The organism is Synechococcus sp. KORDI-49 (assembly GCF_000737575.1).
In the GTDB taxonomy this organism is placed as follows: domain Bacteria; phylum Cyanobacteriota; class Cyanobacteriia; order PCC-6307; family Cyanobiaceae; genus Parasynechococcus.
Genome location: NZ_CP006270.1, coordinates 2,436,070 through 2,449,099, shown reverse-complemented (window position 1 = coordinate 2,449,099; position 13,030 = coordinate 2,436,070). Strand labels below are relative to the sequence as shown.

The 13,030-nt window shown below is 45.5% G+C and carries 11 protein-coding genes and 1 riboswitch; of the genes, 4 read left to right on the top strand and 7 right to left on the bottom strand.

All coding sequences use genetic code 11. The annotated features are described in order from the left end of the window. Positions 1-133 precede the first annotated feature (133 nt). The 5 genes from KR49_RS13440 to KR49_RS12280 all read right to left on the bottom strand — a co-directional run bounded on the left by KR49_RS13440 (position 134) and on the right by KR49_RS12280 (position 8,026). On the bottom strand, positions 134-2,422 hold the full coding sequence (locus KR49_RS13440) for a DEAD/DEAH box helicase family protein (protein WP_071839750.1): 2,289 nt from the start codon (positions 2,420-2,422) through the stop codon (positions 134-136). A gap of 974 nt (positions 2,423-3,396) precedes the next feature. Continuing rightward, positions 3,397-3,645, bottom strand: coding sequence for a hypothetical protein (locus KR49_RS14010; protein WP_156957205.1), 249 nt, complete (start codon positions 3,643-3,645; stop codon positions 3,397-3,399). A 178-nt stretch (positions 3,646-3,823) separates the two neighbouring features. Further along, on the bottom strand, positions 3,824-4,699 hold the full coding sequence (locus KR49_RS13430) for a substrate-binding domain-containing protein (RefSeq protein ID WP_253912767.1): 876 nt from the start codon (positions 4,697-4,699) through the stop codon (positions 3,824-3,826). A gap of 858 nt (positions 4,700-5,557) precedes the next feature. Next, the gene (locus tag KR49_RS12285) at positions 5,558-6,169 is read right to left on the bottom strand and encodes a HupE/UreJ family protein (RefSeq protein ID WP_043695977.1); all 612 of its coding nucleotides are present in this window, start codon (positions 6,167-6,169) and stop codon (positions 5,558-5,560) included. A 24-nt stretch (positions 6,170-6,193) separates the two neighbouring features. Next, positions 6,194-6,342: riboswitch (cobalamin riboswitch) on the bottom strand. Positions 6,343-6,607: 265 nt separating this feature from the next. Next, positions 6,608-8,026 carry a hypothetical protein gene (locus KR49_RS12280; RefSeq protein WP_043695974.1) on the bottom strand — a complete coding sequence of 473 codons (1,419 nt, stop codon included), beginning with the start codon at positions 8,024-8,026 and terminating at the stop codon, positions 6,608-6,610. A 497-nt stretch (positions 8,027-8,523) separates the two neighbouring features. On the opposite strand from KR49_RS12280, the gene KR49_RS12275 reads away from it, so the two are divergent. From KR49_RS12275 to KR49_RS12255, 4 genes are all read left to right on the top strand, one after another. Further along, entirely contained in the window at positions 8,524-8,724 is a 201-nt protein-coding gene (locus tag KR49_RS12275; protein WP_043695971.1) for a hypothetical protein, read from the top strand. A 730-nt stretch (positions 8,725-9,454) separates the two neighbouring features. Further along, positions 9,455-9,709 (top strand): hypothetical protein, encoded by a 255-nt coding sequence (locus KR49_RS12265; RefSeq protein WP_043695968.1) that lies wholly within the window; start codon positions 9,455-9,457, stop codon positions 9,707-9,709. A 48-nt stretch (positions 9,710-9,757) separates the two neighbouring features. Then, positions 9,758-10,855, top strand: coding sequence for a hypothetical protein (locus KR49_RS12260; RefSeq protein WP_156957204.1), 1,098 nt, complete (start codon positions 9,758-9,760; stop codon positions 10,853-10,855). Positions 10,856-10,930: 75 nt separating this feature from the next. After that, on the top strand, positions 10,931-11,386 hold the full coding sequence (locus KR49_RS12255; protein ID WP_043695962.1) for a hypothetical protein: 456 nt from the start codon (positions 10,931-10,933) through the stop codon (positions 11,384-11,386). A gap of 113 nt (positions 11,387-11,499) precedes the next feature. On the opposite strand, the gene KR49_RS12250 is transcribed toward KR49_RS12255, so the two are convergent. Beyond that, positions 11,500-12,126, bottom strand: a complete 627-nt coding sequence (locus KR49_RS12250; protein WP_043695959.1) for a hypothetical protein — start codon at positions 12,124-12,126, stop codon at positions 11,500-11,502. Between the two features lie 384 nt (positions 12,127-12,510). After that, positions 12,511-12,687 (bottom strand): hypothetical protein, encoded by a 177-nt coding sequence (locus tag KR49_RS14005; RefSeq protein ID WP_156957203.1) that lies wholly within the window; start codon positions 12,685-12,687, stop codon positions 12,511-12,513. Positions 12,688-13,030: the final 343 nt, after the last annotated feature.

Genomic DNA, 13,030 nt, shown 5'->3' with positions numbered 1-13,030 from the left:
AGGTGGTCAGATGAATATATATCACCATTCGACTGATCAAGATTAAATATAATATGATCAAGAATACCTAGAAAAGAGATAAGAGATATAAGAAGTGGTTAGAGGAGAAGATCAAAATAGATCTGAAAGAAGATTATAGATGATTGGATTTTTTTATTGACTGGTACTCGATGAGTTTATTGAAACCAGCGCTGTACATATTCTTGCCTTTTAGGTCGCTTTCCTTGAATTCCGGTATTTCAAAATAACTTTTTTTCAAGTGATTTAGGTCTTCTGACTCTAAAATCTCTTCAAGAGTTGACTTGGTGAGACCCATGCGAACCAGGTCGTTAGATATTTTCCTGACTGCTTGGGTATAATTTTTTACAGACTTATCCGATAGATTTGTTTCTTCGTTCATCCATTTTGTGAAACCACTCTCTCCGATAATGCTTTTTGCAAAACTGAGTCGGTCCCATACAAGAATGTCTATCTCTTTTGCCAATCGATCTGGATTGATCTTGAATAAGTCCTCTTGAAAAGAAATTATTTCAACGATATTACCTTTCTTTGTTCTTCCCGAAACGATGTCCTTGAATTCATCAATGATCCTGGAGTCATGCATCCCTAAAGCGCTTAATACTGAAATTATCTGTTGAAATGCTGACTGCTGAGGGTCATCTAATTCGTCGTCTACCACAACTGGTAGCAAGATATATCCAGTCTGCTTGTCAGGATGAATCCTCATCGCTCTACCTGCTGCTTGAACAATATCAATAGTGCTTTGCTTTGGGTCTGCAAATAAAATTGTATCGACCAAAGGAACATCGACTCCCTCAGTAAGGCATCTTGCATTTGTAATTAAACCGAGATTGCTAGATTCAAAATTCCTCAGGGTCTTTGACCTCGTTCCGCTGTTGTCTTTTCCAGATAAATGAAATACTTGTAATCCGCCCATTGCCCCAGAGATGCTAGAAAAGTATTTGACTAAGTTCATGAAATTTTTGGATCTTGATATTGTGTTGTGGAATGAGATTATGTGCTTCGCTAAACCCTTGTCTATTAATTTGTTGATAGCAATCAAAGCAGCGATTGCATTTCTGTCTGCTTGTATGCCTTCGTGCTGTTCAATGCTTTTGACAGTGCCGTTATTTTCAGTGAATTCATCGACAAAAGACTTTGTCATTAGTGTTGTTACAACTTTATAGTCGCATAGAATTGCTGGATGGCATTCAATTGCTTCTTTGAAAGAGAATTCGTCGATTACTTCGCCGTAAATATTCCTGTCATCCATGGTCAGGATATTGGTACTCTCTCCTTTGAATTGTCTTTCAGTTGCTGTCATGAAAACTCGTCTTTTGATCTGAATATTTTCATCAAGTAAGAGGTGTGCATATGTCTTGTCGCGATTGCCGACAGTCTTATGCGCTTCATCGAATATGCCCAGATCAAAGATGTGATTCATTTCTCTGGCGACATCGCCAAGAGTTTTCCCGCTTTGATAGGTGGTGATAAAAATTTTGCTAGAACTTGATTCTTTTGAGAAAAACTTCTTTATTATCTCCGGGTCAGTGTCTACCTCTATTCCGATTTCGGCAGACAGACTTTGTCTGTTTTCTAGTGATCCCGTAGTTTCGTCGCTGCAAATAGCAATCCAGTCAAGAGATTTATTGTTTGCTAGTGCTTCTCGTGACCATGTTGAAACAGTTTGCTTGACTAAAGATAAACTCGGAACTGCGATAAGAATGGAATTTGCGTGAAGTGATTGAGATAACCAGAAACTGGTCAAACTCTTCCCTGCTCCGCATGGATGTATTATTTTCCCTCTTGATTTGGATTGATCGGAAAAGTATTCTGTTGCTTTGCTGACCGCTCGGGTTTGGTGCTCCCTTGGTGTCTTCGGTCTGAATACTAGACTTTTGCCATCGATAAGTGTGTGTATAACATTAAAGTCTAATTCGGAGAAGTCTGATGCAGTTAAATAACCTAATTTAGATGAATGCGACTTGCTTACTCGCGGACTTACTCCGTTCGCGGATGTACTGATTAATCTATGAGATAAGTGCTTAAAAGTTTCCGATCTTTCGCTGATGCTTAAGAATGTACTGACTTCTTGATAGGAGACATTTACTTCGGGGTCCTGGTGAAATTTGCATTGTATTAACCAGAAAAAACCGTCCCGTGCTTGTGCTACGAGGTCGACCCCAATTTCTGGATTTGGTAGTTGCAACAGTTCAATTATTTGATTCGGTATTTCGCTGTGGTGCCATACTCTCGCAAGTTTATTTAAGTAGACGGGGTGCGTAAGAAATAGTAATTTGGTCAGTTCTTCGAATATCCTTCCCTTTTGGTGCTTTTCAAGTGGTTCGAGACTTTTCTCGAATTGCTTCCAATTGCTGCAATCTTTTATCAGTGAATAGCAATAGTCATCGGTAGTTGCCACGGTTTGCCATCAACCTGCTTTGTCATCCTAAGGGTTTGCTGCCAAATTTTGCTCTTTTATGTCTAGGTGTTGTTTTGATTTGGGGTGGCACCCTTATTGGCATCTACTTTGTGGATGCGGTTGATTTGCATTCTTTAAAAGAATTCTTTTGACTTGCAATCTATAGGTGGACCAGTTTGGGGTTGGATTATTTCGATAATCAAAAAATTTTTTGCCAGTTTCAAGTGATGCATGCCCTATGATTCATGTATGTATGGATCTCGCATCCAGTCGGTCCCTGTTGCCCCTTTGAGTTGTCCTCGACCCGTTGCGAGTGCATCAGTCGCTCTCTTTGCGTCGTAGTGGAAGTAATGCTCCTGGACGTACTGGATTGATGTGTCGCAGTTGGTGCACACGGTTGATTACCAAATGGAGGAGACGGACCAGGGGGATTTTATTTTGTTGTGATTATTTTTGACCCATATTCACATTCCTTGCAAGGTTCGTACTTGTGTATGGATGACAATCGCCTGAAATATAGAATGAATGGCAGACATCTGCTTTATATTTTCTACTTGTCCCAGTATCTTTTACCATCTGATCTTTTGTAACTTGCTCGTTTAGACGATCTTCTTGTGAATTCACTTACACTAGGATTTGCCATATGAGGATCAACATGTGCAACCTGCATCCATAATTCGCGTGGCGCAATGCGGACAGAATGCCTCACTCGGTCATACCTTATAACGTGGTACCAAGTGTTTTGACCACATAAAGGGCAAAATAGTTCTTCTAACCACTCATTGCTTAAGACGAGAACGGGATAAGCATTGATAATTAATTTTGCCTTGGCGCTTGGCATTCCTCTAGAGCGTAATTCATCTGCAGATAGTAGATGCAAGAAGTATTTCTTGCCATTACCATAAATTCTTTGGTCAGGATGTTTCGGGCAAAAGAGTTCCCGCTTGCGGGAGCGTGTTCTCTGCCTAAGATTGCTACTCATGATTACTTCTTGCGAAGAATTCCTCCCGCCATTGCCTGCCCATTTGTGCCCAAGGAAAATATGGCGCCTTCAATTCTTTTGACCAAAATTGCAATTGCTTCATACTTATTTTGATGCCTAACGATTCTGCTATAAAAAGAATTTCCTCTGGTGTCTTTGCCTCTTTGACTAATACTTGTAACTTTTTAAATTTATCTAGAGCGTAAACAAAATCTTTAATTGCAAGCGGAGATTCGCCCACTTTTCGGTCTAAATTTTTCAAGTTCATATATTAATTGTAGGTTTTTCTGCTCGCAAGCATTTATGCAATATCGGCATAGTTCATGGTTCTCGGGGAATTTAAAGATTATTTGGTGTCAAGCACTGTCTATGACGCCACCATTAGCAGCATCTTTATTCCATGAGTGGTACTTGATTGCTTAGTCAAATGCAGACGTGGAATCAAAACACGGAGTGAGGTCAGGGTGCATGCGTGATTTCTCCATGACTCTGTGCCCCAGATTTTTCAAGAGTTGTAAAATCCTCTTTTCATTTGCAAATTCTCTAAGTACGACCAAACTCTCGCCGGACAGTAGACCAAGATCATAATTAATTTTCTCAAGTCCTGTCATAATCTCTAGACCTAAGCATGTTGCGTAGCAAAGTGTTGAATTGTCTTTAGTTCTGCCCTCCCATTTTTCTGGTTTATACTTTTTCATCCTCGCATAGGTTGACCATAACCCATGGGATCTGAGTATTCGTTCTGTTTTTGGAAAAAATCCTGATGGTAGTGCCAGCGAGGGAAAGTCGTCCAAATCTTCTCTTATTACTTTTTCTTTTTTAATTAGTGGATGCCCATTATTAGCGCACAGATTTACGGGAGTTTGGCATAAATCTATAACAAGAAAATCAGGATTTTGCTTGTCAGGCATGTCTGGTTGATAACTTCCTATCCACGCGTCAATAATTCTATTTTTTAATAGATACAGGGGGCGCAGCATGCCAACGTGATTCCATGTTCCTTGGGTCCAATTCTGTGGAGCAGCGGTTGCAAGCGTCGGTCCTGCCCAGGGGGTTGCTTCTAAGCGTAGGAATTCCTTTTTATGACTAAATCTACGATACTGGTGAACTTTTCTCTCCATATTTAACAGTCGATAATCACCGGATAGTTCCCATTCACTCATTGCATTTCGTTCTAACTTTAACCCTAAAAAATCCAAAGTGGCAGTATTTCTTCTTGACACAGTACTTTGATTAGTGAAGCACCTTCTTGCAGACTCTTCGCCTGACCCGACCCAAATCAGGGTGTCCAGCAATTCCAGGTCATCAACTGTTATCAACTGATCAAAAATTTATGCAATCAAGTGTTTAGCAAGTTGGTTAACTAACTAACTAACTAACTAACTAACTAACTAACTAACTAACTATACCTCTCGTCGATTGATCGGTCACGGTATTCAGTATTTTATGCGAAAACCGCATAAAAACCTGGTTGTATCCCTTTATGCGAAAACCGCATAAAAACATGGTTGTATCCCTCTTCTTACGTCTAACTCATTCGGAAACTCTTTTTCGCCCGAGAGGATATATGCCGCCAAATCATCCAGACCAGCAAGTGCCTGGTCTGCTGCTTGGGAGAGAGGGTTACTTGCCGAGTTCGTTACGCAGGTCTTCTGCCTACCTCGATTTTAGATCCATCAGGACGATTACGCCTCCCCCAGTTGAGGGATCTCAGCACTCATTGCCGTGCTGACAGGTTCCCCAGGGTGCTCCCATCTGGTGGCAAGACCTCAAGCAGCAGATCTCCCAGTTCGTTGGCGTCCATCTAGCGGTATGGGTCCTTCGGTCATGTCCCTTCCGACAGTTTGCCCTGAGTCACTGGGGTTTGCCCTCCCTCAGTTGAGGGATGCCGTAGTCGAGACAGTTGTAGAGGGCGACTAAGGGATGGCAGGAGACCCGTTCCGAGTTCAAGAACTGAATCCGTTCATGGAATGGCACCTCCCAACCAACCTCTTCCAAGTGTTCCGCTGTCAGGAACACTTGGAAGAGGTAGTGGGCACCTATCAAGGTTCGGTTGCCCGTAAGCAATAAAAAAGGCGGCAGGGAATGCCGCCACTGAAGGGGACTAATGCGTCGAAAGTGCTTGCGGCACTGGCGATCTCAGCAGTTCAGGGTCATGCCCCAGCGCCACCCGCCAGCAGACCCAACGGACCAAAGGCAAGCAACCCACCGATGGCAAGGAAGGCAACTGCTGCCGCCTTGCTGACCGATTTGGGCAGTTTCTTGAGAAGCAGATAGGAACCGCCGCACACCAGCACTGAACTCAGCAGAGCACCGCTCCACCAGATCAGGGTGCTGCTGTCCTTGGGTGCCTCCAGTCCATGGAGCATGGCGTGAATAGCGATCCCTCCTGCGACCACCACCTCGCTGATGGTGGTGAGGTTGGAGGTCTTGGCGACTTTGCCCGCCACCAGGATCAACGCACCTACCGCTGAGATCGCCAGTGCCGCCAGCACTTCCGCAGAGGTGACGGTGAATCCTGTGAATCCCAAAACAGCACCGATTACTGCCCCGCCCAGTGCCCACAGCAGCAGTTGGGAGGAGATGAAGGACGCAGCAGTGCCAACTGCCATCAGCATTAGCAGGTGATCTAACCCCAGCAGTGGGTGGGTCAGACCGCTAAGAGCACCACCACCAGCAGTGCCATGAGCAAGAGCGGGATGGGTGCCAAGGACCACAGCGGATCCAGCGGTCAGGGCAACCAGGGGGAAAAGGGAAAGTTTCATGGAATGCCTCGGTCCTCGCCGAGAACGAAAGGGATTGGAGACGGCGAGTGTTCTGACTGAGGGGCGAACCCCATCACAGTTGCGGGACAGCGGCGGACTTGGGGACTCCCTCACCGCACTTTCCTCGTTTTGCCAACCTCTTAGGAGGTGGATCCGTCATACCCACTTATAACCTTTCTACCGCCCCTTGCCGACTGCCAATGCGATTGCCCCTGAGCAAGACGGCAAGACCAGCAGGTGCCTGGTCTGCTGCTTGGGAGAGAGGGTTACTTGCCGAGTTCGTTACGCAGGTCTTCTGCCTACCTCGATTTTAGATCCATCAGGGCGATTACGCCTCCCACAGTTGAGGGACCTCAGTAGTCATTGCTGAAGACGCATAGCGATCGAGTGTGTTCGGAAACCCTTGTGGTGCCTCCCACACCCTCGTGTTTGCTTCGATCAGTCCGCCTGGTTACGGGTCTGAAGATCCAACCAGGACTTACCCGTTGAATCCGTGAACCAGGAACGGTTTGCCTTGCGTAGTCCGAAGGCGCAGTAGGCGGTGCTGATGCCATGACCAACCCGCTTACGGAACATCTCCCCTGCCTGCTTCAATTCCTCCTCCTTGAACGCCTGGGCAACCTCCTCCCTGATCTTTTCCTCAAATTCGTCCTTACCAATCAGGACACGCTCCTCATCAAGGCAGTCCTCCAAATGCCGCAGTGCAACCTCCAGCGCCAGTAAGCGAGCAGGTTCACCACGCTCGAAGCGCCTGTACCGCTGGGAGACGACCTCTTCTTTCTTCTTGCTCTTGTACTTGCGCTCTGCCTTCTTGGAATCCTTCTTGACCTTGTCGAACTCCTTCAGGAACTTCTCAACGTCCACCTCTTTGCCAATACGGAAGGAAGGATCCAGCAGGTCCTCCTTAAGGCGAGTGACAGCAGTGTCCTTTGCAGGTTCACCCTCCAGGGTCTCCTCCACAAAGAGGATGAGGTCCTGTCGCCTGACCTCATAACGATCATGGGAAGAGGCGACGTATCGACTCCTCTTCATTGCCCGAGCACAGGTCTCATAACTGCTCTGGGTGACCTTGTGATCACCGATGGACTCCCTAACCAAGTCCTCCACTTCGCTTCGCTTATCGGCATCAAGCGTCGACAGCAGAGACTGCGCCATGGATTGCTCCAAAACCCAATCCACCAGAGCGGTCTTCTTCCTGCCGCTTACGTACCGCTTCTCATACCCCTTGCCCGTTGAGTAGTTCATCAACGAGTAGATGGCGATGACGATCTCCAACGTCAGGTCATCAAGGATCTCCTTGGCGACGTTCCCTGGATCCGAATACGACCGCTTCTTCAGACGGGAGAGAAGGTCATAGATGGTCTCTTTAGAGAAGGCATCACGACACCCCTTCAGACGGGTACTGACAAAGGTCCGATACCCCTTACGAAGAAGGCACCAGGCACGAAGGACAAAGACCCCGTCGTCATAGGCATAGACCTCTTCGACACGGATACGCCTCCTGGTGGCGTTGCCTGATTTGTCGACGTAATCGATCAGGAGGTAGTCCTTGACCAGGAACTTCTCACAGAGGAGAGGACGCTGCTCTTCCTCTACGACGTCGATCTCTGGTTCCTTGGGGGCAACCTTTGCCTCCTCCAACTCAGGGGCAACGCCAAGTGCCTTGCTGGGGGAGACCCACTTGTATGTGGATGCACCTACCGACTGCCACTTGGAGTCGTTCAGGTCTCCAGTGACCCGTCCTTCCCTCTGATCGTCCCCGTGACTGACGTCGCGATAGGTATCCCTGAACCCTCTATAAAGGGAGTTGCCAAAGACCTTCTTGAGGAAGTTCCGTACAGCAGTCCTCAGACCCATCCCTGAAGGCACGAAATAAGGGGGATTCTACGCCTAAATGCAGGTGTCATTCATCACATTCTTCTTCATCTGCCCAATTCAACTTCTTCCGATTTACATATCAAATTTTGCACCTTGCGCGTCCCCGCTTCAGTTCGAAGAAAAGCATCTCTTGCCTGTCCTTGGTGATGACGAGAGAATCTATAGTTGATTATCTACAGCAGTAATACCAGTCTGGTAGTCATGGTACATAACAGGTTCATAGTCTTCAGTTACTAGTTCGATTGCCACCTCTCCTTCATCAGCACCTTGACTAACATATTTGAGAAATGCTGCCTTTGCTTACTCTATGGTCTCATGCTCCTCTATAAGGTGTGCATGATCGCCGTCTTCGGTATTGATTAGATAGACCATAGTAAATTTTGGAATATTGTTAATATACTTTCAACAACCTTCAAGTCAACATAGAACAAGAGTATTACCTATTGGTTGTCTTTGCTAGTAGTTCGTGATTAATCATGCCCCTCACTGCTCCAGCACTCGCTCAGATGAAGTTCGTCCTCCAATACCAGGATCAGTTCGGCAAATGGCATCGCTACCAGGAGAAGCACAACGAGAGCGATGCCTACAGGACTGCGAAGTCGCGGGCAGCGGCGACAGGAAAGCGGTTCAGGATCGTGGATGACGATGCTCGTCTCGTGGACCTGGTGGACCCGTAAGCAATGCAGGTACTCTTGCTAGTTGCGGGTGCACTTGCGCCAATCGCGATTCCTCAGGACTCTGTACTGCCTGTATATGGGTGTGGAACAGGGTGCCGAGTCGAGACGGAGCAGTTGTCTCTTCCTGAGCAGATGGATGACGGTTGGATCCGTTTATAAGTTCGACGCAGGACCTGGATCAACAGATGCGACTGGGAAACCAAGGAATGCGTTGATGAACCAGCGTCAGGTCGTGCAGGTCCTCCTGTTGCCGATGTCTGGTTGTTCGCAGACTGCAAGGGTGAGCAGTTTGCCAGCAGTTCGAATGCTGATCGCTCAGATGCCTGGACCCAGGACGTTTATTGGCGCGAAGGGGATGCAGCAGGAGAACCGAAGTTCCAGACCGTTGCCGGTAACCCGTTTATGCAGTGGGCGAAGTTGTGCCCCGCTGAGGGGATCGAGGGCATCAAGTTCATCGAAGAATTCTGGGAGCGGTTCCGCCAGGAACTCAAGAACCTCAGGAGAGATTCGTCTCCCTGACCTAAGCGCTCTATGCCATTCGGAATGTGAATCTGGGCGACATCATCTTGTCAGGTTCCACATGGAGAGGACCTGACGAAGAGGTGCCGCAACTGGATTGTCCGCAGTGGAGCGGAAATGCGTTGGTGCACTGAGGTTGCCTGAAGAGAGAGATGCTCAGGTCCGAACAAGGTCTCATAATGAGGAGAGCGCACCATGCAATTTCTGTATCATGATTGATGACTTTTCTGACTACACAAAAGAGCAACTAATTGCTGCCCTTCAAAATGAATATGTGTATTTAATTCATGATGACTTTGACCCTGAGGAGGATATGAGTGCGGAGGAGCATCTTGAATCCATCAAGTCTTTAACCCTGGAATCAATCAAAGAGGAGATACTTGAAAGTATTGAAGCAGACAACGACAATCAGGACGATGGCGATTCGATATCTGTTTCTGATTACATGAATAGGTGGTTGTATTGATTTATTCGTATTGACGACTGTATAATCGCTATCTCTGGTGCAGAAGTCATGACTGAAGGATCAGATGCTTATGGCATGAGCAGAGAAGACATCATCCAGTCTCTTCTGGAGAAAGCATATTATGATGATAATTCTTTGAGTATAGATGAGCAGTTTGATTTAAGGATAAACCTCTTTGGTATGACCACTGACCAGTTGGTTGAATATTCTTCCAAAGAAGGTTTTAGTGATCTCGGAGAACTCAACTCCTTATTCGGTAGCAATGGCACAAACTCTAAACCCGACCCGGAAGATATTAAAATAATATCAATGCTTCAGCATATGCCAGATGGCGATCTATCTAGACTTGTCAACTGCAATGATCTTAAGACTTGCATTGATCATTTATATGATTTCTACATTTCTGATGACAGCGGAGCGATATATAGAGAATATTTTGATAAGGGAAATATCCTTCTCTTGCTTGATTACCTGAAGAAATCTGATGAAATTCATCAGGAACTTATTCTCTCTGACTTTAGAGATTCAAGAACCTCTAGTCTTGAGGAACTCGTCAATATCAACCCTGACGCCAAAGAGTCCTGTATTGATTATATTTGGGACAATGACATAACTGGTAAAGGTGATATTGATATCAGCATGAGGTTTATGATTTTCGCATTGAAAAAAGTATCATCTGATCACGCAAAACTTACACGAAGACTTGCAGGGACTTTGCTGAAGTGCATTAACTATGATCAGAAAGTAATCACGACTTGGATTGGTGGTGATAACACGGAAAATTGCGGAGTATCAGATATGCCATCTGATTCAATTCCAGGTTCTTATACCAGAGACCAATTAATCAATGCGATGGTCAATGAATGGATTGTTGATTGCTATTGTGCGCCAGAAGATGATGATGATCACCCAGAGGTCAAGCGTAAAGAATTTGAAGCGATGACCAATTCAAAACTTCTTGAAAGGTTCAACTTTGACGACGACTATACTCTTGATGATTACATGAAAACGTATGAGGTAATTTCGGAGGAGTATATGAGAGCATTTGAATCACCTGTTGATGAAATCAATGAAAGACCAGACCATAAAAGGTCGCTAGCAGGACGGTTTGTAGATCTTTTGAAAAGGATAAAAAATAAGTTTTAATCCCCATGAATGCCATCCCGCTGTTGATTTAACTCTTAATTCCAACTACTCTAATATTATGATTAGACTTTTGGCATGAGAAGAAGAAGCATCAAAAGAATTGCCTTTAATTTGATCTTTTTGCTTATTCACATCGGCAAGTGGATTGTTGGTCTTTATGTAGGGATTGGTTTCTATAAGGCGGCACCAGGTGCATTCTGGGCATTTGCATTCTTGTTTTTGGGTGCCTATATTATTCAGGATCTGTATCGAGTATTCAAGGCGATCATTAAAGACACTGCAATCGACAACCTTGACTCGGAAGGTGATTTCAGTTATGTCAAAGGCATTGACCCCAAGGTTTTGACAGCGGCAAAGACTCAGGCACTTGTTTATTTGGTGGTGATTATATTCGGCGTTGTTGGTATCGTGAATAATGTAAATGCATGGAAAGAAGATGGTCAGAACAGGTTGGGCAATATTGCAATTTCGTCTCTTTTTGCTTTCGGACCAGTGCTTGTTGTAGTTAGTCAGGCAAGAAAAAAGTATTAGTTCTGCTGCCTGTTTATTTCCTGCGGGCAACTGAACCAGGAACGGTCGCCACTATCTCTTCTGACGGTTCTCCTTCTCCTCAGCAGAAAGCAGAGCAAGATGCGGCAACCTGCTCAATCCAAGTCTGCGTAGGACCCATCGGAGTAATTGACGCCTCTGAAATGCCCTCTCTTGGAAGGGTTGTAGTTCCTTGCAGTGTCGATGCGTCCTCCCCTGTAGGTCTGACCACCAGTCCTGCGTCCTGATGCACCAGAGGACCTACCAGTCGCCACACGCTCCTTCTTGAAGCGCACCTGGTCGAACTTCAGACCATGTGTCTTGCGGAGGTATGAGGCACGTTCTTTGGCGTTGTCGTACCCAACTACTCCCTTCGCCAACACCTGCTGAGTATCAGTGCGAAAGATATAGAACGACGACTGCGTGTCCTCCAGCAACTTCCATTCAGGGTGTGGGAAGAGGCGGTACATCGCATCGACCACGATGTCGACTGACTCGGAATAATCAGGACGTCCCATGTAGTTCCCACCGACATGGATGAGGTTGCTGTTGTCGACCTCTTGTGATGAAGCAGAAGAAACACTCACATCAGATGCATTTCCTCTGGCGGAGAGGTCATTGGACTTCTTTTTTGAAACGACCTTCTGACCAACCTTCTTCTTCCTCTTGGTTATGGGTAGATCACCAGCAAGAAATGCCTTTACCTCCCTTGCCTCGCTGATGAATTGCTTATAGGACTTCATTTGTATCTCCTGTTTTAAAACAAGGTGCCTGCTGTGATCTTTGCAAGGTGCATCAGATGCACCACACGAATTGTTGGAGGTACTTCTCCATACACCCAGTTGGTCTCCCCACGAATTCGAATCTTCTTCGCCAAGTGGTCGCTTTGTAAGAAACAGGTCCGATACATGTTGGGGTCAGTGGGATGAATCTCTGCCCATTGCGGAACTTGTTGAACTGATATGGTGCCCAGTCTCTTTGGTCTTGGAGTTGGTTTACATCACTTCCTCGCGTATATGTCTTTGATTAATTGATCAAGATACTTTTCGATATCATGTTTGCTCTTCTTTCCAGATAGTTCGACCAACATTTCGTAAGTCAATGCTTTGATATTCAGGTTTTTCATTTCATCTAAACGCAAGTCGTCTTTTGTTTTCGGTCAATGCTTTTTTCATATGTTGTTTGACCCAACCAGAACGATTGATGTAGTTCTGCTTGCGATACTGCTCAAACTCATCGAGTAAAGGGATTTCATCTTCAGTAAAATGGATACTGATATTCTTTCCGCTTTGAATAGAAGGCATGTGTCTTCCTGGGTATAGAACTGATAAATAAAAACAGGTGGATTTATTGTTACGCAAGACCCCATTTGCCGTACAGGCAGGCGGGGTCTTTTCATTCCTGTCGCTAATTCGATCTCACTTGGACAATTCCATATAATTTCATGTCATGTATGCATTTATTTATATAGTTTCGACCTTCGAGAAGGGAGTCATCTAATAACACACTCCCTTAGATCACTCGCTCTACCCCATTTATTTGAACCTTTGCGGAATGAACCACTTATAAGTGTCACGGCAAATAAGACGCCTTATACAGAAAGCGATAACAAATTAACAGATTAACAATGCAAAATCAGTCGTACAA